Origin of the sequence: Sagittula salina (assembly GCF_017813235.1) — a bacterium.
Classification (GTDB): Bacteria; Pseudomonadota; Alphaproteobacteria; order Rhodobacterales; family Rhodobacteraceae; genus Sagittula; species Sagittula salina.
This window is the reverse complement of sequence record NZ_JAGISH010000004.1, coordinates 150,014-170,615: the sequence shown is the minus strand read 5'-3', so window position 1 is coordinate 170,615 and position 20,602 is coordinate 150,014. Positions and strand designations below refer to the sequence as shown.

Genomic DNA, 20,602 nt, shown 5'->3' with positions numbered 1-20,602 from the left:
GGCGGGCTTTACGACTTGTCGGTGACGTTTTCCTTGAAGGCCTTTTCGAAGGCGGCCTGTTTTTCTGGCGCCGCCTCGGTCTGGCTTTGCGCCTTCCAGGCGTCGTAGGGCATGCCGTAGAAGATCTCGCGCGCCTCGTCCTTGCCCATTTCCAGCCCACGCTCCTGCGCGGCTTCCATGTACCAGCGGCTCAGGCAGTTGCGGCAAAAACCCGCGAGGTTCATCAGATCAATGTTCTGCACGTCGGCGCGATCGTCCATCAGGTGCTTGCGCAGACGGCGGAAGGCGGCGGCTTCGAGTTCGATACGGGTCTGGTCGTCCATCTTCGTGGTCTCCTCTCTGTGCCCCGCTCCGGGGGCGTCCTGGGTTCAGTCCTGAACCTGCGTCAGGGCCTCGTTCAGCATCGGGGCCATGCGCCGCGCCCATTCGTGCTGCTGCTCGGGCGTTTCGATCAGGTCCTGACGCAACTCGATCAGCGTGTTCGGGCGGCCGTGCTTCAGCGCGTGACGGTCGATGGAATCACCGGGCAGGTGGCCGGGGTAGGGTTCGTTGCGGGCCACGATAAGGTCCCGCTCTGCTTCCAGCGCTTGTAGGAACGGGTCCGAAAGCCGCGCGTCCCAGGCGTGCAGGATGCCGATGTGCCACGGTCGGGGTCGCCGCCCGCGCAGGCGTGGCGTGAAGGAATGCACCGCCACGATCGCGGTGTCGGGATGGCGCGCGGCCAACCGCGCCAGCGCCGCATGGTAGGGGCGGTGGTAGGCCGCGATGCGGCGGGCCTTCTCCTCCGGTCCGGCCTCGCGGTTGCCCGGGATCACCGACCCGTCATAGAGCCGCATCAGTACGGTGGGATCGTCCTCGCCCCGGTTGGGGTCGATCACCAGCCGCGAGAAGTTCGACAGGATCACCGGGGCGTCCAGAGCTTCGGACAGCGCGCGCGACACGCCCGCGGCGCCCGGATCAAAGGCGATGTGCCGCGCCATATCGGGATCCGGCAGGCCCAGCGTGCCGCCCAGATCCGGCGGCACGGTGTTGGCGGCATGGTCGCAGGTCACGAGAAAACGGCTGGGGCGCGTTTCCCCTTCGATAATGAAAGGCTGATAGGTCATGGTCTCGTCATTCTTGGCCAGATACACTTAAGTGATGTGCAAGCGGATGGAAATGGACGGCGATGCGCGCTTGTTCCGTTGCGTGTGCTACCGAAATAAGCGATAAGCCCGGCGTGTTAGCGGTAACGACTTCGCGCTTGTGGGGACGGGGCCGCAATGATGTGGGCAGAGAGGAAGACAGGGACCTATGAAACGCGACCGCAACGTTAAGATCGTGGCCACCTTGGGCCCGGCGTCCTCGACCTACGAGATGATTCGCGCCCTGCACGAGGCGGGGGCCGATGTCTTTCGCCTGAACATGTCGCACGGCACGCACGAGGACATCGAGGCGCGCCACAGCATTATCCGGCAGGTGGAAAAGGATCTCGACAGCCCGATCGGCATTCTCGCGGACCTGCAGGGTCCGAAGCTGCGCGTCGGGGAGTTCGCCAATGGCTCCGAAGAACTCGAGTGGGGTGCGACCTTCCGGCTCGATCTCGACGAGACGCCCGGTGACGCCACCCGCGTGCAACTGCCGCATCCGGAGATCTTCGCCGCGCTGGAGCCCGGTGCGACGCTGCTGGTCAACGACGGAAAGATCCGTCTGCGCGTGACCGACTGCACCAAGGATCAGGCCACCTGCACGGTGGAAGCGGGCGGTACGATCTCCAACCGCAAGGGCGTGAACGTGCCCGACGTGGTGCTGCCCGTAGCGGCGCTGTCGGACAAGGATCGCCGTGACCTGGAATTCGCCTGCGGGCTGGGTATCGACTGGCTGGCGCTGTCGTTCGTGCAGCGCCCCGACGACGTGGAGGAGGCACGCAAGCTGGCCGGTGATCGCGCCGCAATCCTCGCGAAGATCGAAAAGCCTTCGGCAGTTGAGCATTTCAACGCCATTCTCGAAGTCTCCGACGGTATCATGGTGGCGCGCGGCGATCTGGGCGTCGAACTGCCGGTGCACTCCGTTCCGCCGATCCAGAAGCGTCTGGTGCGCAAGTGCCGCGCGGCGGCGAAACCGGTGATCGTCGCCACTCAGATGCTGGAATCGATGATCGAGAGCCCGATGCCCACGCGGGCCGAGGTTTCCGACGTTTCCGGTGCGATCTACGAGGGCGCCGACGCGATCATGCTGTCCGCCGAATCGGCGGCGGGGCAGTACCCCATCGAGGCCGTGACCACGATGGACAATGTGGCCAAGTCGGTCGAGAGCGACCCGACCTACCGCTCGGTGATCGAGGCGTCGCGTTCCGCCGCGCGCCATACCGTGGCCGACGGCATCGTGGCCGCCGCCCGCGAGATCGCAGAGACGACGGACATCAAGGCGATCTGCTGCTTCACCTCCTCCGGCACCACGGCGGCGCTGGTGGCGCGGGAACGTCCCCGCGTGCCGATCATCGCCATGACCCCTCAGCGGGGCACGGCGCGGCGCCTGACACTGCATTGGGGCGTGAAATGCGTGATCGCGGGGGAGCTGGAGCGTTTCAAGCAGGCGGTGGTCAATTCCGCGCGTGCGGCACGTCAACTGGGTTATGCCATGGAAACCGACCAGATCGTGGTTACCGCCGGTGTGCCCTTCAACAAGGCGGGCACCACGAACATCCTGCGCGTGGCGCCCTGCGATGAACGGTTGATCTTCCGCACCGATCCGGAGTGACCGCGCCAAGACCGAGGTGATTTGCGAAGGGCAGGCCCGCCACAGCCTGCCCTTTGCGTGTTCACGGGGGTTTGCGCCGCCGCGTCCGGTGGGCAAAGCTGGGGCAGGACAGGGGGGACTTGCGGAATGGACACGGATACGGCTGTGGTTGCGGGCTTGATGGCGCTGTTGTTTTCGATCCCGGCCCTGATCGCGGCGTGGTCCGACCGGCGCAGGCCCTACGCCGGCACGCTCCTGCTCTTCACAGGCTGCGCGCTGATCGTCTGGGCGCAGCGCAGCGCACCGGAGGGATATCGGCTCGACCAATTGCCGGATGTGGTCTATGGGGTGATCGGTGCGCTGCTTCGCTGACCGACAGGTCAGATGCCGGGCCAAGCCCCCTTGTCAAAGACTCCGAGTCACCGTATACGGCGCGCTCCAACCGCGCGGCCGGCCTTCTTAGGCATGCCGTGTCGCGCCAAGAACGGAGTACCGAAATGCCCAAGATGAAGACGAAGTCGAGCGCCAAGAAGCGCTTCAAGGTCACTGCGACCGGCAAGGTGATGGCAGGCCAGGCGGGCAAGCGCCACGGCATGATCAAGCGCCACAAGAAATTCATCCGTGACGCGCGCGGCACGACCACCCTGTCGGCCCCCGACGCCAAGATCGTCAAGGGCTACATGCCCTACGACCGCTAACCGCTCTAGCTAGAGGAGATACGATATGTCCCGAGTCAAAGGCGGTACCGTCACTCACGCGCGCCACAAGAAGATCACCGACCAGGCCAAGGGTTACTACGGCCGCCGCAAGAACACTTTCAAGGTGGCGGCTCAGGCGGTCGACAAGGCGAACCAGTACAAGACCCGTGACCGCAAGAACCGCAAGCGCCAGTTCCGCGCCCTGTGGATCCAGCGGATCAACGCGGCCGTTCGTCTGAATGACGAGACGCTGACCTACTCGCGCTTCATCAACGGCCTGTCGAAGGCCGGGATCGAAGTGGACCGCAAGGTTCTGGCGGATCTCGCCGTGCACGAGCCCGACGCATTTGCCGCGATCGTGGCACAAGCCAAGGGCGCGCTGGAGGCGGCGTAAGCCATTTTCGGCAACCGAATAGCAAAGGGCCGTCCCGCCGGGGCGGCCCTTTTGCTGTGTCGGTTCGCGGGCCGTGTCGGGGGGATCAGTCTGGCAGGGCGCTCGCAACCGGGGCGGCGATGCGTGCGGAGCTTCCGGCGCCGCGTATAGTCCCTCCGCGGCACAGAGTTCGCGCCGGGTCGAGGCAGCACAGCGGCCATATCGCCCACTATGACGTGCGGGTCGGCGGCCGCCATCGTTGCCGGGATAACATCTTTGGGTCGATATCGCCGCCTCTCCGCACAGCAGGATGGGCGGTCCCGCGGCGCGCGCCATGCCTGCCAGCGCCAGCGTTTTCGGCTGAACGCCCGTAATCTTTGTCCCTCCCCAGCCAGCCGGTTTTGCCGCCGGTCGGATAGATGTCGGTCTGCAGCACTTTCCAGACCCGCGCAGCAAATGGCATGTGGATGTGCTCGGGTTTCGATATCTTGTATCCCTGTCGGCAAGCCTTACGCATCGTTTACGCTCAAGACCCTTGTGACCGCTCTGTCCGGAGCCGGCCCAAACCCGGCCCAAACCCGGCCCGATCAAGGCTGGCCTTGCGGCGTATGCCTACCTCCACTCTTGCCCTCCACCCCGGCCCCGGCTAACAGGCAGCCAAGACCAAAGGAGAGCGGCATGGACGATCTACGCGGCAAGTATCTGGAACTGATCGCGGGGGCCTCGGAGGAGGGCGCGCTCGAGGACCTGCGCGTGCAGGCCGTCGGGAAGAAGGGCGAGATCAGCCTCAAGATGCGCGAACTGGGCAAGATGAGTCCCGAGGAACGCCAGGTGGCGGGTCCCGCGCTGAACGCGCTGAAAGACGAGATCAATGCCGCGCTGGCTGCCAAGAAAGCCGCGCTGGCCGATGCCGCCCTGAACGAACGGCTCAAGACCGAGTGGCTGGACGTCACGCTGCCCACGCGGCCGATGCGTCAGGGCACGATCCACCCGATCAGCCAGGTTACCGAGGAGATCACCGCGATCTTCGCCGAGATGGGCTTTACCGTGGCGGAAGGCCCGCAGATCGACACCGACTGGTACAACTTCGATGCGCTGAACATCCCCGGCCACCACCCCGCGCGCGCCGAGATGGATACCTTCTACATGCACCGCGCCGAGGGTGACGAGCGTGCGCCCCATGTGTTGCGCACACACACCTCCCCGGTGCAGATCCGGCATATGGAGAAAAACGGCGCGCCCTGTCGGGTCATCGCCCCGGGCCGCGTTTACCGCGCCGACTACGACCAGACGCACACGCCGATGTTTCACCAGGTCGAAGGCCTCGCCATCGACCGCGATATATCCATGGCGAACCTCAAGTGGGTGCTGGAGGAATTCTTCTCCGCATTCTTCGAAATCGACGGAATCAAGACCCGCTTCCGCGCTTCGCACTTCCCCTTCACCGAGCCCTCTGCCGAGGTCGATATCCAGTGTTCCTGGGAAGACGGTCAGCTGAAGATCGGCGAGGGCGACGGCTGGCTCGAGGTTCTGGGCTCCGGCATGGTGCACCCGAAGGTCCTGCAGGCGGCGGGCGTGAACCCGGACGAGTGGCAGGGCTTCGCCTTCGGCATGGGCATCGACCGGATCTCCATGCTGAAATACGGCATCCCCGACCTGCGCGCCTTCTTCGACAGCGACCTGCGCTGGCTGCGCCACTACGGGTTTGCGAGCCTCGATGTGCCGACGCTGCACGGCGGGCTGTCCCGCTAAAGCCTCCCGTCCGACCCATTCAAGGCGCGCCGCGGTTTGACCCCTGCGCGCCTTTTGCGTTTCTCCGTAGATCAAATACCTCCGGGGGGCAGGCCGCAGGCCGAGGGGTCATCGCCCCAACTGCCCTTCCGCCCGGCGCATCCGTTTCAGAGTGAGTATTTGCACCAAGAAGAAGCTGGGGTCGGGCCTTTCCCTCAAAGAGGGGCTGCGGTAAGGGAGGCCGGACGCATTTTCTGATCGGGGCGAGGCTCATGAAATTCACCCTTTCCTGGCTGAAGGAACACCTGGACACCACGGCAACCGTCGAGGAGATCGCGGAGACGCTGACCGACCTCGGGCTGGAGGTCGAGGAGGTGGTGAATCCCGCCGCGAAGCTTTCCGCCTTCACGCTGGCCAAGGTGGTCCACGCCGAGCAGCACCCCGACGCCGACCGCCTGCGGGTCTGCAAGGTAATGACCGACGAGGGCGAGAAGCAGATCGTCTGCGGCGCGCCCAACGCGCGCGAGGGCATCACCGTGGTGCTGGCCAAGCCCGGCGACTACGTGCCCGGCATCGACATGACGCTGTCGGTGGGCAACATTCGTGGCGTGGAAAGCCACGGCATGATGGCCTCCGAGCGGGAGCTGGAACTGTCGGACGAACACGCGGGCATCATCGAACTGCCCGCAGATTCCATTGGGGCCGAGGTCGGGCAGAAGTTCACTGACTGGCTGGCCGCGAACGACCCGTCGAAGGTCGACCCGGTGATCGAGATCGCCATCACCCCGAACCGGCAGGACGCGTTGGGCGTGCATGGCATCGCCCGTGATCTCGCCGCGCGGGGGCTGGGCACTCTGAAGCCGCTGAGAAAGGCGGCCATCGAGGGGTCTTTTCCCAGCCCGATCACCGTCAGCATCGACGAGGACGCGCGCGCGGAAGGGTGCGAGGTCTTTGCCGGTCGCCTGATTCGCGGCGTAAAGAACGGGCCCAGCCCGAAGTGGTTGCAGGATCGTCTGCGTGCCATCGGCCTGCGTCCGATCTCGGCGCTGGTAGACATCACGAACTTCTTCACCTTTGACCGTAACCGGCCGCTGCACGTCTTCGACGCGGACAAGGTGGCCGGAAACCTGCGTGTGCACCGCGCGCCCGAGGGGGCGATGCTGGTCGGGCTGGACGAGAAGACCTACACCTTCCCCGGTGGGCAGGTGGTGATCTCCGACGACTCGGGCATCGAGTCGATCGGTGGCATCATGGGCGGGCTTGCCACAGGCTGCACTGAGGAGACGGTGAACGTTTTTCTTGAGGCCGCCGTCTGGGACCGCATCCAGATCGCCCAAACCGGTCGTGTGTTGAAGATCAATTCCGACGCGCGTTACCGAAACGAACGCGGCATCGACCCGGCGTACAACCGGCAGGCGCTGGACGACGCGACAGCGATGATTGTTGACCTTTGCGGCGGGGAGCCGTCGGAGGCCGTCGTGGCGGGCGCCGTGCCCGATACCGCGCGCGCCTACCGGCTTGACCCGGAGCGAGTCGTGTCACTGGTTGGCATGGAAATCCCGGAGAGTGAACAGCGCCAGACCCTGACGCGCCTCGGCTTCCGTATGGAGGGCAACCTCGCGCATGTGCCGTCTTGGCGCCCCGACGTGCTGGGCCAGGCCGACCTTGTCGAGGAAGTGGCGCGCATTGCGTCTCTGACGAAGCTCAAGGGGCGGCCGCTGCCGCGTATGGCGGGGGTGCCCAAGCAGATCCTCTCGGCCCAGCAAAAGCGCGAACAGATCGCGCGGCGCACCGTCGCGGCGCTGGGCTACAACGAATGCGTGACTTACAGTTTCATCGATCGGGAGGCGGCGGCGCTTTTTGGTGGTGGTGACGACGCCACCATGCTGGCGAATCCGATCTCGTCGGACATGTCACATATGCGTCCGCAATTGCTGCCGGGTCTGCTGCGCGCTGCGGCCCGTAATCAGGCGCGAGGCTTCGCGGATCTCGCTCTTTTCGAAGTTGGCGCGGCCTTCCACGGCGGCGAGCCAGGCGAGCAGTCGCAGATGATCGGCGGCCTGCTGGTGGGCCGCTCCGGACCCAAGGACGTGCACGGCGCCGCGCGGCCCGTGGACCTGTATGACGCGAAGGCGGATGCGGAGGCCGTGCTTGCGGCCATTGGCGCACCTGCAAAGATGCAGATCATGCGCGGTGGCGAGGGTTGGTGGCATCCGGGGCGGCACGGCCGTTTCTGCCTCGGCCCGAAGAAGGTGCTGGGCACCTTTGGCGAACTGCACCCCAAGGTGCTGGCGGCAATGGATATCAAGGGCCCGGCGGTGGCCTTCGTCATCCACCCTGCGGAGGTACCGCTGCCCAAGAAGAAGGGCGCGACCCGTCCGGCGCTGGCACTGAACGACTTGCAGCCGGTTGAGCGTGACTTTGCTTTCGTGGTGGACGCCGACGTGGAAGCGCTGACGCTGGTCAACGCGGCGCAGGGCGCGGACAAGGCGCTGATCGCCGACGTACGTGTCTTTGACGAGTTTATCGGTGGCAGCCTCGGCGAGGGCAAGAAGAGCCTTGCGCTGACCGTGCGCCTGCAGCCGACGGACAAGACATTGAAGGAAAAGGACATCGAGGCGGTCGCGGCCAAGATCATCGACAAGGTCGCCAAGGCCACGGGCGGCTGCCTGCGCGGCTGATTCCGTTCGGTACTGCGGCCGCGCGGGGCCCTTTCGGGCCCCGTTGCCTGTTTCTTGCAGGTGGCAAAATGTTCGCCCGTGACCGGGTGCCGGGTGTTGCAACCCAATCGGGCGATTCAGTTTGCCATAAGGGGGAAGACTGCCGCGCGGATGGCCCGAACAACGCTGTCGCCGCCCTTGGCCCTGCGCGGCAAGCCCCTCGCCGTCGCCCGCGCGAGCGGCGCCGGTAGCGCTTATGACTCGTAGAGTTCGTCGTAAACGGACAGCGCCTTGGCGGCGTACATCAGCCCCGGTCCGCCCGACATCTGGATGGCCGTCCCCAGCGCCTCGGCCACTTCCTCTCGATTGGCCCCCGCGCGCAGGCAGGCGCCCACGTGGGAAATGATGCAGTCCTCGCAGCGCAGCCCGACCGCGATGCCAAGAGCGATGAGCTCTTTGGTCTTGTGCGGCAGCGCGCGGTCCTGAGACGCCGCCTGTTCCAGTGCCACGAAGCCGGCAAAGGTTTCCGGGATCGTTCTGCGCAAGTTGCGGAGGTTGTTACGGGTCTCTGCGAATTTATCCGTGTAGGACATCGTCCATGCTCCTTCATCGATGGCTTCCTTGACCATGGCCGCCGGGGCCTTGCCTTGATCAGGATCATCTGCCGTAGGGGCAAGTGCGCAGTGCCGCTATCGTGAGGCGGGAAAGCGCGCGCTTTTCCTTAAATCTGTTGAAAAAATTGCCGTCCACCCTTAGGTGGATGCAGCCTGAATAGAGCACTTTGTTAGGAGTTTTCTGCCAAGGCCAAGAAAACATCGGTTCAGCCGGTGCCCAGAAAGACAGGCCTTGATGAAAGACATGACAACGATCCCGAATTCGACCGATGCCACCGCGCCCCGGTCCGCGAAGGACTGGCTGAAGATCCTCGCCAAATATCGCGAGCCATCCACCGGCCGCAGCCTGTTCGAACTCGGTGTCACGCTGGCGCCTTTTTTTGGTATCTGGGCGGCGGCCTGGGCGCTGTTGTCGGTTAGCCCGTGGCTGAGCCTGCTGCTTGCTCTGGTCAATGGCGCCTTCCTCGTGCGGCTGTTCATTATCCAGCACGACTGCGGTCACGGGGCGTACCTGTCCAACCGTACGGTTCAGGATTGGCTGGGACGCGCCTTGGGCGTGCTTACGCTGACCCCCTATGATGTGTGGAAGCGGACCCACGCCATTCACCATTCGCATCACGGCAACCTCGAACAGCGGGGTATCGGCGATGTCACCACACTCACTGTGGAGGAATACCACGCGCGCGGCCCGCTGGGGCGGTTCGTCTACCGCCTGTACCGCAATCCGGTCACGCTCTTTGTCATCGGCCCGGCGTATATGTTCCTGCTGCAGCACCGCCTGCCGGTCTGGCTGATGCGGTCGGGATGGCGCTACTGGGTCTCGGCCATGGGCACAAACGTCATGATTTCGGTCATCGTCGCGGCGATCCTGTGGTTCGGCGGTTGGGCCCCGATCCTATGGATCTATCTGCCGACGGCGGTGGCGGCGGCGTCAATCGGGGTTTGGCTGTTCTATGTCCAGCACCAGTTCGAGGATACGCATTGGTCCCATGAGCCCGACTGGCAGCTGCACCACGCCGCGTTGGAGGGCAGCTCGCACTATGTACTGCCGCAGCCGCTGCGCTGGCTCTCGGGCAACATCGGTATCCACCACGTGCACCACCTCTATTCGCGTATCCCGTTCTACCGTCTGCCGGAAGTGATCCGCCACCATGCCGAACTCGCAGAAGCGCAGCGCCTGACCATCCGGGACAGCCTCAAGACGGTGAAGCTGCACCTTTGGGACGAGGCTCAGCAGCGCTTGCTGTCCTTCCGCGAGGCCCGGATGCAGTACGGCATCGCCTGACAGCAAATCGTTCCTGAACCGTTTTCAACGGCGTCCTTCGCGGGCGCCGTTTCCACGTGGCGCGCGATCATCCCTGACCTCCTGCGGCAGACTTTTCATATTTCCGCCCTGCGCCGTGAAGAAATCAAAAGGCCCCGCCGGGCAGGGCGGGGCCGATCATGGTGGTCCGAAAGCGCTGTGCTTCAGGCCAGCAAGCGGCGTGCGATCACCTGGGCCTGAATTTCCGCCGCACCCTCGAAGATATTCAGGATCCGGGCGTCGCACAGGATGCGCGACACCGTATATTCCAGCGCGAAGCCGTTGCCGCCATGGATCTGCAGTGCGTTGTCCGCTGCCGCCCAGGCGACCCGGGCGCCCAGCAGCTTGGCCATTCCGGCCTCAAGGTCACAGCGACGGCCTTCGTCCTTCTCACGGGCGGAAAAGTAGGTCAGCTGCCGTGCGATCATGATCTCAACCGCCATCATGGCGAGCTTGCCCGAAACGCGCGGGAAGGCGATCAGAGACTTGCCGAATTGCTTACGTTCCTGTGCGTAGCGCAGGCCGACATCCAGCGCCGCCTGCGCCACACCGATGGCGCGCGCCGCCGTCTGGATGCGGGCGGATTCAAAGGTCTCCATCAACTGCTTGAAGCCCTTGCCTTCCTTTCCGCCCAGCAGGTTCTCGCCCGCGACCTTGAAGTTGTCGAAGCCAAGCTCGTACTCCTTCATGCCGCGATACCCAAGAACCTCGATTTCTCCACCGGTCATCCCATCGGTGGGGAAGGGGGCCTCGTCCGTGCCCGGTGTCTTTTCCGCGATGAACATGGACAGGCCCTTGTAATCATCGGTCGACGGGTCGGTGCGGGCCAGCAAGGTCATGATGTGCGTGCGCGCGGCGTGGGTGATCCAGGTCTTGTTGCCCGTCACGCGGTAGTCGCCGTTCTCGTCCTTTACCGCACGGGTCCTGAGGCTTCCGAGGTCGGAGCCGGTGTTCGGCTCGGTAAAGACCGCCGTGGGCAGTACCTCGCCGGAGGCGAGTCTGGGCAGCCATTTGGCCTTTTGCGCATCGGTGCCGCCGGCGATGATCAGCTCTGCCGCGATTTCCGACCGCGTGCCCAGCGACCCCACACCGATGTAGCCGCGCGACAGTTCCTCCGAAACAACGCACATCGAAGCCTTTGACAGGCCGAAGCCGCCGAACTCCTCCGGAATGGTCAGGCCGAAGACGCCCATCTCGGACAGCTCCTCAATGATCTCCATCGGGATCAGTTCGTCCTTGAGGTGCCATTCGTGGGCGTTCGGTTCCACCTTGTCGACCGCATAGCGCCGGAACTGCTCGCGGATCATCTCTAGCTCTTCGTCGAGGCCGGTGCGCCCCACGGTGATTTCCGCCGAACGCTCAACCATCAGTTCCACGAGACGCGTGCGAGCGTGCTGGCTGTTACCGTTCATGGTCAACGTGATGATGGCGTCGCAGGCAAGCGGCTGCGCGTCTGCGGGCGTCAGACCAAGGTCCGTCAGGCGCACGATCTCGCCCTGGTTCATCTGGATGCCGCCCATGATCTGCGCGAGGTATTCGCCGAATGCGATCTGGTGGATCAGCTGTTCCACCTCGCCAAGGCCGCCCTCTGCCGACAGGCGCTCTGCCCAGCCCTGCATCTCTTTCAGTGCTTCGACGTAGGTCGCCAGCCATGCCAGCCCGTGCGCTGCGGTCTGGTTCTCCTCGACCGCCTTGGCGGACACACGGCCGTCAATGCTCACCCGATCGCGCACGCGAGTCTTTGCAGCTTCCAGAACCGAGGTCACGGGTGCGATGGCCGCGCCGGTCAGTTGCAGCAGGTCGGGCAGGATCACGTTCCCGAGCTGAGATGTTTGTCCGTCATGCGCCATGAATCGTCTCCATCAACTGGTTGGCCCGGTCCTAAAGCCTTTGCACTTGCAGCGCAACAAAAATACCCAGCGAGTGAACGCTTTGATCAATTCTTGCGCCAGCATTTTGAGCGGGTGCAGCATTCGCGGACATGCTACCGCTTCGCCATGGACCTTCTACAAGATCTTCCCGCAACCGTCCTGCTTGCTGCTCTCGCCGCCGGATTTCTTGCTGGCGTGGTCAAGGGCATGGTCGGTTTTGCCATGCCAATGGTGCTGATTTCGTCGCTCTCTTCCTTTCTGCCGCCGGAGGTGGCGCTTGCCGGGTTGATCCTGCCAACGGTGGTGACCAACGGCATGCAGGCCCTGCGGCAAGGCGCCGCGGCGGCTTGGCGGTCGGTTAAGCGTTTCCGGCTCTTTCTCGGGCTGGGGCTCGTGACGCTGCTGGGTTCGGCGCAACTGGTGGCGGTCCTTGATGGGCCGACACTGCTGGTGATGATCGGTGTACCGATCGTGCTCTTTGCCTGCGCGCAACTGGCGGGCTGGCAGTTGCGCATCGCGCCCGGTCGTCAGACCGTGGCAGAGGCGGGTATTGGCGCTTTCGCGGGTTTCATCGGTGGACTGTCGGGTGTCTGGGGACCACCGACGGTGGCCTATCTGACTGCGCTCGGGACCGAGAAAGCCGAACAGATGCGCGTGCAGGGCGTCATCTACGGCTTGGGCGCTGTGGCGCTGGTGGGGGCGCATATCGCCTCTGGAGTTCTGAACGGGCAGACAGCGTGGTTTTCGGCGGCGTTGCTGGTGCCCGCCATCCTCGGAATGGTGCTCGGCCAGCGCGTGCAGGACCGTATCGATCAGGCGCAGTTCCGACGCGCCACCCTGTTCGTACTTCTGCTCGCCGGGCTCAATCTCGTCCGGCGCGGCCTGAGCTGAGCCATGGCGGCAGGGGCCCTCGCCGCCGAGGTCACGGCAAGGATCGACGCCGAGCTGGCGACCCACCCGTGCCAGACCCGCGCCGACCGGATGCTGCTGGAGGACTTTTCCCGCCAACGCGCGCGTCCGCGGTCGGTGACGGTCAACATCCCCGGTGGCGCAACCCGGACCGGCGTTCTGGTCACGCGCTCCAACGGGGCTTACACGCTGGTCTACATGCCGGAAATTGAACTGTTCTCGCTTTGCGTGGATTCGATCTTTGGCCCGGTGGATATCGGAGTACACGGCACGGCGCTGGCCTGCTTCGCCTCCGTGTGACAGTATCGTCATACACGGGACTTTCCATCGAAGCGGCCGCGCGTTTCACCGCGCGGTGGTTCACTCTTCAAATAATCCCGACAAAGAAACATTTTCTCAATTGCGAGAACGTCTTTGCAGCAATTCGTGTTTTATTGCCCTGTGTCGCGGATGCTGTATTCGAAAAGATACCTTCTCCGCCTATGTTTTAAAGCCGATTTGCAGACTTTTCACCGTCGGGAAAGGAGGATGCGGGCAACACGTTTTGAGAAACCCAAACGCCTTGATCGGGTTTCCCTGACCTTGACTTATCTTCCCCAGCTTGTCGCCTGTGCGTCGATCCAGCATACTATTGGCTTCCGCCTTATTTTCGCCTTTTTTGCGCGACAGGCGGCCGAGAATCGGTCTTAATTCCCATCACCAACTTATTTTTGGAGGTTACTAATGAAGATCATGACTTTCCTCGGCGCAGCCGCATTCGCATTTTCCGCTCTGGCCACCGCAGCATCCGCGGGCCATCAGTCCTACGATGGCCCGATGGACTTGACTACCCCCGGTTGCGACAAGTACCGCAAGGGTCTGGCTGTCTACAACGTCTGCTTCACCGGCGGGGAACCCTACGTTCAGGGGCATTACTCCGGGCTGGCCTGCAAGGACCCGTACAAGGGCACGCGCTTTGTCACGGTGAAGCCGTTCCTCGGCAAGAAGCGCACTGTTCTGACCTGTACTTACAACTGATCCGCGCCGCCTCGGGTCACCGCGCTCCGGTCAGCCTCGATCGGGGCGCGCTGTGTTCAGGGGGGCAATTCAGTCGCACGGATTGACGTTTGCGACCCCAGTTGCCCGGCTGGCCTTCGAAGACGCCCGCGATACGCGTGCCGCAGGCCGTGCAATGGCCGCGGTCGTCCAGCCGCCAGTCTGTCAGGGCATACCAGTCGCGGCCGATGACCTTTTCCCCACAGCCGGGGCACCAGGTGGACTGAGCGGCCTCGTGGTGCACATTGCCGACGTAGACGTACCGCAGTCCCGCCGCCGTCGCCGTCTTGCGGGCGCGCAGCAGGGTTTAGACCGGGGTGCGTTTGTGGTCCAGCATACGGAAATCCGGGTGGAAGGCGCTGAAATGCACCGGCACGTCCGGCCCGCAGGTTTCAACGACCCACTGGCACAACGCTTCCAGTTCCGCCGGGCCGTCGTTTTCGCCGGGGATCAGCAACACGGTCAGTTCCACCCACGTTCGCGCCTCCTGCACGGCGTAGCGAATCGTGTCCAGAACAGGCGCCAGCGAGGCCCCGGTGAGGTCGCGGTAAAAGCGTTCGGAGAATCCCTTGAGGTCGATGTTGGCCGCGTCCATGGCGTCAAAGAACGCGGGGCGCGGGGCGGGCGAGATATAGCCTGCCGTCACCGCCACGCTTTTCAGTCCCGCCTCGTGGCAGGCCTTCGCTGTGTCCAGTGCGTACTCGAAGAAGATCACCGGATCGTTGTAGGTGAAGGCGACAGAAGCGCAGCCGTCCCGCAGCGCCGCCTTGGCGATCATCTCGGGCGTGGCGCGCACGCTCAGTGACGCGACCTCGCGGCTCTTGGAAATTTCGTGGTTCTGACAAAACTTGCAGGCGAGGTTGCAGCCCGCCGTCCCAAAGGACAGCACGGGCGTGCCGGGCAGAAAATGGTTGAGCGGTTTCTTCTCGATCGGGTCGATGCTGAAGCCGGTGGACCGACCGTAGGTTTCCAGAACGATGGCATCGCCCTCGCGCTTGCGCACAAAGCACATGCCGCGCTGCCCGTCGCGCAGCGTGCAGGCGCGCGGGCAGAGCGTACAGATCAGTCGACCGTCGGGGGCTTCTTCCTGCCATGGCAAAGCCTTGTCCATGTGGGTTCCCTTTCCGAAGGTTTCGCGCGACCATCTTACCGTAAGGAGAGCGTGATGACGATGACTTCAACCGGGCGAGACCCCGCTGTGGCCGGTCGCTTCTACCCCGGCGACGCGCAGGCGCTGGCGAGCCAGGTCGCCGCGCTGCTGCGTGAGGCGCCTGCCGTGCCCTCCGTGCCGATGGCGGTAATCTCGCCGCACGCGGGCTATCCGTTTTCCGGCGCACTCATGGCGCGGGCACTGGGGGCCGCGCGGGCGGCGGACCCCGCGCGTATTGTCGTGCTCTCACCATCGCATCGCCACGTATTCGACGGGATCGGCATCCCCTCTCAGGCCGCGTTTCGCATCCCGACCGGGATGGTGCCGATGGATTTGCAGGGGCGCGACCTTCTGACCGGCGCGGCGCTGGCGAAGGTAGAGGATGCGGCGCACGACCATGAGCACGGGGTGGAGGTTCAGCTGCCCTTCCTGCACGCGCTTTTTCCCGAGGTGCCGGTTCTGGCGCTTGTGCTGGGCCGTGTCGACACCGGTCAGGTCGCAACAGCCATCGACCAGCTTGCGCAGCAGACTAATACGCTTTTCGTCCTGTCGAGCGACCTCAGCCATTTTCTGCCCCTCGACCGCGCGAAACTGCGCGATAACGCCACCGCCGCACGACTGGAGGGTGGGAAGGGGGCAAAGCTGATGCCGGAAGATGCGTGCGGTGCGCGGGCGATCACCGGTTTTCTCGCCTCGGAGCACGCGCAAGGTGCGCGGGTGGTTCGCCTCGGACTTGCCAATTCGCACACCACGACCGGCGACGCGAAGCGTACCGTGGGCTATGGCGCGTGGGCGCTGACACCGGGCAGCGCGACGGCAATCAGTGCGCGCCACCGGGCGCAATTGCTGCGCGCCGCCCGGCAGGTTCTGCAATCCCGCCTGGCAACTGGCCGGCCGCCAGACATCGAGGTTGCAAGCTTCCCACCGGAGTTGCAGGGGCAGGGGACGAGCTTTGTCACGCTGGAGCAGGACGGCCGTCTGCGCGGGTGCATCGGCTCACTTATGCCGCAGTGCTCGCTGGCGGAGGATGTGGCGCTGAACGTGCAGCGAGCGGCGCTGGAGGATCCGCGTTTTCGCCCGATCCGGTTCGGGGAACTGGAGCGGACGACGATCAAGATCGCGGTCCTGTCGCCCGCACGCAGGATGCGGTTTACCGATCAGGCGGACCTCGAGTCGCAGCTCGTCCCGGGACGTGACGGGCTGATCCTGCGCGACGGGGTTCATGCGGGCACCTTCCTTCCGATGGTCTGGGAGAAGCTGCCACAGCCGCGCGCCTTCATCGAGACGTTGAAGACTAAGGCAGGTCTGTCGAGCGCGCATTGGTCTCAAAGCGTGACCGTGGACCGTTTCCACGCCGAAAGTTTTTCCGAGGGCTGAGCTTGCCCGCCACACGGGAGGGCGCGCCACGGGAGAGAGTGCGATGGTCTGTGTGATTTTCGACTGCGAATCTCTGACGGCGCCGGGGGCGCCGCAACGGTCCTGGTGCGGCCCGGCCGACCCGGACCCGTTCGTTGTGCAGATCGGCCTGGTCCGCTTTGACCCGGCGTGGGGGGACATCGGCGCAACGCTGCGCCTTCACGTCGTACCGCGAAATCGGCAGGGCGGCAGAGTTCCCGCTCCACCCGCTGTTCACCCGGCCGATCGGGGCCACCGACGGGATAATCGACACCGAGGGTCTGTCGCTGGCGGACGCACTTGCGCAGGTGAAGGATTTTGCCGGCAGCGACCGTCTGTGGTCGCGGGGCAAGGACGAATTCAACATGCTTGCCATCAGCTGTCACGTAGCGGGGCGCGCACCGCCACTGCCTGCCAGCCGTTTTGGCAACGCCTGCAATCTGCTGCTGGCGGCCGGGATGCCGCTCGATGACCTCCACCGGACTCGCAGCTAACCCTTGCCTCCCCCTACTTCGGGCTGGAGGTGGCGGGCGCGCGGGGACACGATGCGCTGGGTGACGCGCTGATGGTGGCGCATGTCCTGCAGCATCTGTTGCAGGAGGGGCGGCCCGCGCCGAAAGCCTTCGGTAAGGGGCTGATGCCTGAGCCGTGACCGCAAAACGAAAAGACCCGCACGCGGCGGGTCTCTTTCGTCCTCCGAGAGTGGAGGGATGGTGGAGCCTAGGGGGATCGAACCCCTGACCTCTACAATGCCATTGTAGCGCTCTCCCAGCTGAGCTAAGGCCCCGATTTTCGGTCTTTGCCTCCCTGCCTTGCGGTGTCGGAGGCGTCATCCCTGGGCGGCACCACCGGCGCCGTGCGGGGGTGATTACGCGCTGCTGCCCGGGGGATCAAGCGGAAAATGTGCCCGACGCCCGGATTTTTTGCAGCACTTGCCGACCCCTCCGTGACCTGCCCCGGCCCCCTGGCCAGAGCCGGGTCCGGGATGTGAAAGAGGCCCGTCCTGCATCGGATCGGGCCCCTGAATTGTTACTCGTCGTCGTCGCTCGCGACATCCTTGAGATCGTCGAGCGAAACGTTGTCGTCGTCGTCCTCGTCTTCGAGAACCTCGTCGTCGTCCAGATCGACTTCGACATCATCGTCGTCGAGAATATCCGACTCTTCGCTGTCCTTGCGCTTGGCCTTGTTGGCGGCGTCGGCTGCGTCAGCAGCGATAAGGCTGCGCTTGCCGGTCTCGAGATTGACGACCTCGCCCGTGTAGGGGCTGACGATCGGCGTACGGTTCAGGTCATAAAAGCGCTTGCCGGTGGTCGGGCAGACGCGCTTTGTGCCCCATTCTTCCTTCGGCATGGTGATCCCCTCTTGGATGGCGGGACCGGGCGCGGCCCCCGTCGACAATCTTTGCCCCCTGCCATAAGACCGGAATTAAGTCAAAGCCTTTGGGGGGAGAGTGGCTCATATGGGGCAGATCAGGCTGGCTGGCAACCCCGAGATCGCCGTGACCGTACGCCGCTCTGCGCGCGCACGTCGCCTGTCGTTGCGAATCTCCCAACTGGACGGGCGGGTGACATTGACCCTGCCGCGCGCAGTGCCGGAGCGCGAGGGCGCGGCCTTTCTGCGGTCAAAGGAGGCGTGGCTGCGCCGTCACCTCTCGGCGCAGTGCGCGCCGGTGGAGATCGGGCTGGGCGCCCGCTTGCCGATCGAAGGCGCCCTGCACGAGGTCGTCTCCGGCGCGGGCCGCTCTGTCCGGCTGCTTGACGGGCAGGTGCAGGTCCCGGGCGACCCGGACCGCGTGTCGGCGCGACTTTCAGGGTTTCTCAAGACGCTTGCCCGCGACCGCCTCGCCCGGGCGTCCGACCTCTATGCTGCGCGTCTCGGGCGGCCCTACACGCGGCTGACGCTACGCGATACACGGTCGCGCTGGGGATCCTGCACGTCGGATGGCGCACTGATGTATTCGTGGCGGCTGGTGCTGGGCCATCCCGAAGTGCTCGACTACGTGGCTGCCCACGAGGTGGCGCACCTGCGGCACATGAACCATTCCCGGGCCTTCTGGGATGAGGTGGAGCGTCTGTACGGGGATTGGCGCCCGCCACGCAAGTGGTTGAAAGAACATGGAAACGAACTGCACCGCTACCGGTTCGAGGCGGCGGGAGAGACATAAGGACCCGGCGATCCGGAGCCGGGTCTGTCGCCCGGAGGCAGGCGGTTTTCCGGCATTGACCCGACCCGCAAACGTGATCACAAGAGAGCCATGCAGCCCGTCATCAAGGATATCACCACCTCGGCCCACGATCGGGTCTATCGGGGCCTCCGGACGAGGATCATGCACGGGCAGATCGCGCCGGGCCATGCTTTGACCCTCCGCGGCATCGGGCGGGAGTTCGACTGCTCGATGACACCCGCACGCGAGGCGGTGAACCGACTGGTGGCCGAAGGCGCTCTCTCGATGTCGTCATCGGGCCGCGTTGCGACGCCGGAACTGTCCAACGAACGAATCGAGGAGTTGGCCGCCCTGCGCGCCCTGATCGAGGTGGAACTCGCCTCTCGCGCGCTGCCGCGCGCGCATATGGCGCTGATCGAACGTTTGCAGACCATCAACGCGACAATCGCCGACGTGGTGTCGAACCGGGACGCGGTCGGTTACATCCGCTCGAACCTGGAATTTCATCGCACGCTGTACCTGCGGGCACAGGCCCCGGCGATGCTCGCCATGTGCGAAACTGTCTGGCTGCAACTGGGGCCGACGATGCGTGCGCTCTACACCCGGCTGCGTCGCTCCGAGCCGCCGCATTACCACCGGCTGATCATTGCCGCGCTGAAGGCCGGGGACGAGCCGGGCCTGCGGCTGGCGGTGCGCACCGATGTGACGCAGGGGCTGAAGATGATTGCCGACCGCACCTGATCGGCGGTTCATTCGGGTTGCCGTGGCTGCGCCAGTGCGACGGCGGTGCGGAACTGGTCCCAAGCATCGGGCAAAAGCGCCTCCACCGCCTCATGCGATATTGGGGTGCCGCCGCCGTCGAAGGCGGCCTCATCCCCTTCGACGAGACAGAGGAAGCCCAACGGCACCACCGCGCCGTGGCCCCAGATCGTGCCATGCACAGCATGTGCTTCGATCTCTTGCCGGACGATGGCGGCGACGGCGCTTCCGCCGACTATCTGTGGTCGGTCCAGACGAATGCTCATCGTCCCGCCCCGAACACGGACCATACGAAGCCCAGAAGCGGACCCGCAAGGGCCAGGGGACGCAGGCGCAACTCACAGGCCGCGCTGCCCTCCAGCCGCGCATTGTCGAAATCGGGGCGCACGGCAGCGTTCCAGCCAGCCGGACGGGGCGTGCCGTAGAGGAATGGTGCCAGCGCGCCAAATGTCTCTCCGGTGGTCGCAGGGTCTCCCGTGCCGAAGACGATATCCAGCAAGAGCCTGTCGATATGGACACAGGAAAGTAGTTTGGCGACCAGTTGGGGGACGGCCCGCAGCATCCGGTGCCGCTGGGCCGTGGAAGGGCGCCAGCCTGTGCCCCGAGGCGCGTCGGGCAAGGCTTTCCGGGTGCCCGGCTTCACTCTGATCCACGGCAGAAGCGGGGCCAGAATCCTGAAGCGGATCTCTGCATTCCAATCTCGTGGCACCTGCAGGGACAGGTTGACCGATAGCCGGACGGGCAGGGCAAGCAGTCCCAGAAGGACGGCCAGAACCGCGAGCCCGACCCAGACCAGCGTCATCACGCCTCTGGCTGACCGCCGCGCCGGTCAAGCGCCCGTGTGGCGACTCGCGCCACCGTCTCCACGATGGAGGACGTGGTGCCCTTCATCGCTTCCACCCGTGCGCCGTTGGCGTCAATGATGACCGCGCCCACGGGCCGGATACCGCCGCCCGCACCGGTGCCGCCGCCCGCCCCGGTGCCGCCATTCTGACCGCCCGCACCGAACCCGAAGCCAAAACTGACGATGGGAACCACCGTGGCGCCGTCGCGTTCGATGGGGTCGCCCAGCACGGTTCGTGCGCTCAAGAGGCGGTCGAGTTCCGCGACAGTGCTTTTCAGAAGTGCTTCGACATCTTGCATGATCCTGCTCCTTGGCCGCGCCGGAAAACAGGCTCCGGCACGGGCAGGGTGGCAGACTGGAGAATGCGGTGCCTTGATC

Annotated in this window: 23 protein-coding genes and 1 tRNA gene; 14 read left to right on the top strand and 10 right to left on the bottom strand. The window is 64.8% G+C overall.

The annotated features are described in order from the left end of the window. Nucleotides 1-8 precede the first annotated feature (8 nt). Together J5474_RS09065 and J5474_RS09060 are read right to left on the bottom strand one after the other, a co-directional pair. The gene (locus J5474_RS09065) at nucleotides 9-323 is read right to left on the bottom strand and encodes a DUF1244 domain-containing protein (RefSeq protein WP_209360583.1); all 315 of its coding nucleotides are present in this window, start codon (nucleotides 321-323) and stop codon (nucleotides 9-11) included. 45 nt (nucleotides 324-368) lie between these two features. After that, nucleotides 369-1,106 carry an N-formylglutamate amidohydrolase gene (locus J5474_RS09060; RefSeq protein ID WP_209360582.1) on the bottom strand — a complete coding sequence of 246 codons (738 nt, stop codon included), beginning with the start codon at nucleotides 1,104-1,106 and terminating at the stop codon, nucleotides 369-371. A 187-nt stretch (nucleotides 1,107-1,293) separates the two neighbouring features. On the opposite strand from J5474_RS09060, the gene pyk reads away from it, so the two are divergent. The 6 genes from pyk (at nucleotide 1,294) to pheT (ending at nucleotide 8,201) form a co-directional block, all read left to right on the top strand. Then, complete coding sequence (gene pyk / locus J5474_RS09055) at nucleotides 1,294-2,739, top strand: pyruvate kinase (RefSeq protein WP_209360581.1); 1,446 nt, start codon at nucleotides 1,294-1,296, stop codon at nucleotides 2,737-2,739. Nucleotides 2,740-2,865: 126 nt separating this feature from the next. After that, entirely contained in the window at nucleotides 2,866-3,090 is a 225-nt protein-coding gene (locus J5474_RS09050) for a hypothetical protein (RefSeq protein ID WP_209360580.1), read from the top strand. Between the two features lie 125 nt (nucleotides 3,091-3,215). Beyond that, nucleotides 3,216-3,416 carry a 50S ribosomal protein L35 gene (gene rpmI, locus J5474_RS09045; RefSeq protein ID WP_209360579.1) on the top strand — a complete coding sequence of 67 codons (201 nt, stop codon included), beginning with the start codon at nucleotides 3,216-3,218 and terminating at the stop codon, nucleotides 3,414-3,416. 25 nt (nucleotides 3,417-3,441) lie between these two features. Further along, nucleotides 3,442-3,810, top strand: coding sequence for a 50S ribosomal protein L20 (gene rplT, locus J5474_RS09040; RefSeq protein WP_209360578.1), 369 nt, complete (start codon nucleotides 3,442-3,444; stop codon nucleotides 3,808-3,810). 657 nt (nucleotides 3,811-4,467) lie between these two features. Next, nucleotides 4,468-5,541, top strand: coding sequence for a phenylalanine--tRNA ligase subunit alpha (gene pheS / locus J5474_RS09035; protein ID WP_209360577.1), 1,074 nt, complete (start codon nucleotides 4,468-4,470; stop codon nucleotides 5,539-5,541). A 251-nt stretch (nucleotides 5,542-5,792) separates the two neighbouring features. Next, the gene (gene pheT, locus J5474_RS09030; protein WP_209360576.1) at nucleotides 5,793-8,201 is read left to right on the top strand and encodes a phenylalanine--tRNA ligase subunit beta; all 2,409 of its coding nucleotides are present in this window, start codon (nucleotides 5,793-5,795) and stop codon (nucleotides 8,199-8,201) included. A gap of 233 nt (nucleotides 8,202-8,434) precedes the next feature. Here the strand turns inward: pheT and J5474_RS09025 are convergent, their stop codons facing one another. Further along, the gene (locus J5474_RS09025) at nucleotides 8,435-8,773 is read right to left on the bottom strand and encodes a carboxymuconolactone decarboxylase family protein (RefSeq protein ID WP_209360575.1); all 339 of its coding nucleotides are present in this window, start codon (nucleotides 8,771-8,773) and stop codon (nucleotides 8,435-8,437) included. A gap of 256 nt (nucleotides 8,774-9,029) precedes the next feature. On the opposite strand from J5474_RS09025, the gene J5474_RS09020 reads away from it, so the two are divergent. Beyond that, nucleotides 9,030-10,079, top strand: coding sequence for a fatty acid desaturase (locus tag J5474_RS09020; protein ID WP_209360574.1), 1,050 nt, complete (start codon nucleotides 9,030-9,032; stop codon nucleotides 10,077-10,079). 182 nt (nucleotides 10,080-10,261) lie between these two features. Here J5474_RS09020 and J5474_RS09015 read toward each other — a convergent pair whose 3' ends face one another. Next, nucleotides 10,262-11,947, bottom strand: coding sequence for an acyl-CoA dehydrogenase family protein (locus J5474_RS09015; RefSeq protein ID WP_209360573.1), 1,686 nt, complete (start codon nucleotides 11,945-11,947; stop codon nucleotides 10,262-10,264). A 147-nt stretch (nucleotides 11,948-12,094) separates the two neighbouring features. On the opposite strand from J5474_RS09015, the gene J5474_RS09010 reads away from it, so the two are divergent. The 3 genes from J5474_RS09010 to J5474_RS09000 all read left to right on the top strand — a co-directional run bounded on the left by J5474_RS09010 (nucleotide 12,095) and on the right by J5474_RS09000 (nucleotide 13,894). Continuing rightward, complete coding sequence (locus J5474_RS09010) at nucleotides 12,095-12,859, top strand: sulfite exporter TauE/SafE family protein (RefSeq protein WP_209360730.1); 765 nt, start codon at nucleotides 12,095-12,097, stop codon at nucleotides 12,857-12,859. 3 nt (nucleotides 12,860-12,862) lie between these two features. Further along, a complete protein-coding gene (locus tag J5474_RS09005) occupies nucleotides 12,863-13,177 on the top strand; it encodes a hypothetical protein (protein ID WP_209360572.1) in 315 nt (104 codons plus the stop codon). Nucleotides 13,178-13,600: 423 nt separating this feature from the next. Beyond that, the gene (locus J5474_RS09000) at nucleotides 13,601-13,894 is read left to right on the top strand and encodes a hypothetical protein (RefSeq protein ID WP_209360571.1); all 294 of its coding nucleotides are present in this window, start codon (nucleotides 13,601-13,603) and stop codon (nucleotides 13,892-13,894) included. Nucleotides 13,895-14,219: 325 nt separating this feature from the next. On the opposite strand, the gene amrS is transcribed toward J5474_RS09000, so the two are convergent. Then, a complete protein-coding gene (gene amrS / locus J5474_RS08995) occupies nucleotides 14,220-15,023 on the bottom strand; it encodes an AmmeMemoRadiSam system radical SAM enzyme (protein ID WP_209360570.1) in 804 nt (267 codons plus the stop codon). A 54-nt stretch (nucleotides 15,024-15,077) separates the two neighbouring features. Between amrS and amrB the strand changes: the two genes are divergently transcribed. After that, nucleotides 15,078-16,439 carry an AmmeMemoRadiSam system protein B gene (amrB, locus tag J5474_RS08990; protein WP_209360569.1) on the top strand — a complete coding sequence of 454 codons (1,362 nt, stop codon included), beginning with the start codon at nucleotides 15,078-15,080 and terminating at the stop codon, nucleotides 16,437-16,439. A gap of 158 nt (nucleotides 16,440-16,597) precedes the next feature. Then, nucleotides 16,598-16,951, top strand: a complete 354-nt coding sequence (locus J5474_RS22760; protein ID WP_245216358.1) for a hypothetical protein — start codon at nucleotides 16,598-16,600, stop codon at nucleotides 16,949-16,951. 217 nt (nucleotides 16,952-17,168) lie between these two features. Here the strand turns inward: J5474_RS22760 and J5474_RS08980 are convergent. Beyond that, nucleotides 17,169-17,244, bottom strand: a tRNA-Ala gene (locus tag J5474_RS08980). Between the two features lie 242 nt (nucleotides 17,245-17,486). Further along, nucleotides 17,487-17,807: a TIGR02300 family protein gene (locus J5474_RS08975; RefSeq protein ID WP_209360568.1), complete on the bottom strand. Its 321-nt coding sequence runs from the start codon at nucleotides 17,805-17,807 to the stop codon at nucleotides 17,487-17,489. A gap of 109 nt (nucleotides 17,808-17,916) precedes the next feature. On the opposite strand from J5474_RS08975, the gene J5474_RS08970 reads away from it, so the two are divergent. Both J5474_RS08970 and J5474_RS08965 read left to right on the top strand, forming a co-directional pair. Continuing rightward, nucleotides 17,917-18,621, top strand: a complete 705-nt coding sequence (locus J5474_RS08970) for a M48 family metallopeptidase (RefSeq protein WP_209360567.1) — start codon at nucleotides 17,917-17,919, stop codon at nucleotides 18,619-18,621. A 90-nt stretch (nucleotides 18,622-18,711) separates the two neighbouring features. Then, nucleotides 18,712-19,362: a GntR family transcriptional regulator gene (locus J5474_RS08965; RefSeq protein ID WP_209360566.1), complete on the top strand. Its 651-nt coding sequence runs from the start codon at nucleotides 18,712-18,714 to the stop codon at nucleotides 19,360-19,362. A gap of 8 nt (nucleotides 19,363-19,370) precedes the next feature. Here J5474_RS08965 and J5474_RS08960 read toward each other — a convergent pair whose 3' ends face one another. From J5474_RS08960 to J5474_RS08950, 3 genes are read right to left on the bottom strand one after another with little or no spacing between them, the layout of a single operon-like run. Then, entirely contained in the window at nucleotides 19,371-19,646 is a 276-nt protein-coding gene (locus J5474_RS08960) for a hypothetical protein (RefSeq protein WP_209360565.1), read from the bottom strand. Beyond that, complete coding sequence (locus tag J5474_RS08955) at nucleotides 19,643-20,182, bottom strand: DUF2953 domain-containing protein (protein WP_209360564.1); 540 nt, start codon at nucleotides 20,180-20,182, stop codon at nucleotides 19,643-19,645. The genes J5474_RS08960 and J5474_RS08955 overlap by 4 nt, the downstream gene beginning before the upstream one ends. Further along, complete coding sequence (locus J5474_RS08950) at nucleotides 20,182-20,523, bottom strand: spore germination protein GerW family protein (protein ID WP_209360563.1); 342 nt, start codon at nucleotides 20,521-20,523, stop codon at nucleotides 20,182-20,184. Before J5474_RS08950 ends, J5474_RS08955 begins: the two co-directional genes overlap by 1 nt. Nucleotides 20,524-20,602: the final 79 nt, after the last annotated feature.

Excerpts from the sequence above, each read along its gene's own strand:
- J5474_RS09065 (WP_209360583.1), bottom strand. The coding sequence starts at position 323 with ATGGACGACCAGACCCGTATCGAACTCGAAGCCGCCGCCTTCCGCCGT.
- J5474_RS09060 (WP_209360582.1), bottom strand. The coding sequence starts at position 1,106 with ATGACCTATCAGCCTTTCATTATCGAAGGGGAAACGCGCCCCAGCCGT.
- pyk (WP_209360581.1), top strand. The coding sequence starts at position 1,294 with ATGAAACGCGACCGCAACGTTAAGATCGTGGCCACCTTGGGCCCGGCG.
- J5474_RS09050 (WP_209360580.1), top strand. The coding sequence starts at position 2,866 with ATGGACACGGATACGGCTGTGGTTGCGGGCTTGATGGCGCTGTTGTTT.
- rpmI (WP_209360579.1), top strand. The coding sequence starts at position 3,216 with ATGCCCAAGATGAAGACGAAGTCGAGCGCCAAGAAGCGCTTCAAGGTC.
- rplT (WP_209360578.1), top strand. The coding sequence starts at position 3,442 with ATGTCCCGAGTCAAAGGCGGTACCGTCACTCACGCGCGCCACAAGAAG.
- pheS (WP_209360577.1), top strand. The coding sequence starts at position 4,468 with ATGGACGATCTACGCGGCAAGTATCTGGAACTGATCGCGGGGGCCTCG.
- pheT (WP_209360576.1), top strand. The coding sequence starts at position 5,793 with ATGAAATTCACCCTTTCCTGGCTGAAGGAACACCTGGACACCACGGCA.
- J5474_RS09025 (WP_209360575.1), bottom strand. The coding sequence starts at position 8,773 with ATGTCCTACACGGATAAATTCGCAGAGACCCGTAACAACCTCCGCAAC.
- J5474_RS09020 (WP_209360574.1), top strand. The coding sequence starts at position 9,030 with ATGAAAGACATGACAACGATCCCGAATTCGACCGATGCCACCGCGCCC.
- J5474_RS09015 (WP_209360573.1), bottom strand. The coding sequence starts at position 11,947 with ATGGCGCATGACGGACAAACATCTCAGCTCGGGAACGTGATCCTGCCC.
- J5474_RS09010 (WP_209360730.1), top strand. The coding sequence starts at position 12,095 with ATGGACCTTCTACAAGATCTTCCCGCAACCGTCCTGCTTGCTGCTCTC.
- J5474_RS09005 (WP_209360572.1), top strand. The coding sequence starts at position 12,863 with ATGGCGGCAGGGGCCCTCGCCGCCGAGGTCACGGCAAGGATCGACGCC.
- J5474_RS09000 (WP_209360571.1), top strand. The coding sequence starts at position 13,601 with ATGAAGATCATGACTTTCCTCGGCGCAGCCGCATTCGCATTTTCCGCT.
- amrS (WP_209360570.1), bottom strand. The coding sequence starts at position 15,023 with ATGGACAAGGCTTTGCCATGGCAGGAAGAAGCCCCCGACGGTCGACTG.
- amrB (WP_209360569.1), top strand. The coding sequence starts at position 15,078 with ATGACGATGACTTCAACCGGGCGAGACCCCGCTGTGGCCGGTCGCTTC.
- J5474_RS08975 (WP_209360568.1), bottom strand. The coding sequence starts at position 17,807 with ATGCCGAAGGAAGAATGGGGCACAAAGCGCGTCTGCCCGACCACCGGC.
- J5474_RS08970 (WP_209360567.1), top strand. The coding sequence starts at position 17,917 with ATGGGGCAGATCAGGCTGGCTGGCAACCCCGAGATCGCCGTGACCGTA.
- J5474_RS08965 (WP_209360566.1), top strand. The coding sequence starts at position 18,712 with ATGCAGCCCGTCATCAAGGATATCACCACCTCGGCCCACGATCGGGTC.
- J5474_RS08960 (WP_209360565.1), bottom strand. The coding sequence starts at position 19,646 with ATGAGCATTCGTCTGGACCGACCACAGATAGTCGGCGGAAGCGCCGTC.
- J5474_RS08955 (WP_209360564.1), bottom strand. The coding sequence starts at position 20,182 with ATGACGCTGGTCTGGGTCGGGCTCGCGGTTCTGGCCGTCCTTCTGGGA.
- J5474_RS08950 (WP_209360563.1), bottom strand. The coding sequence starts at position 20,523 with ATGCAAGATGTCGAAGCACTTCTGAAAAGCACTGTCGCGGAACTCGAC.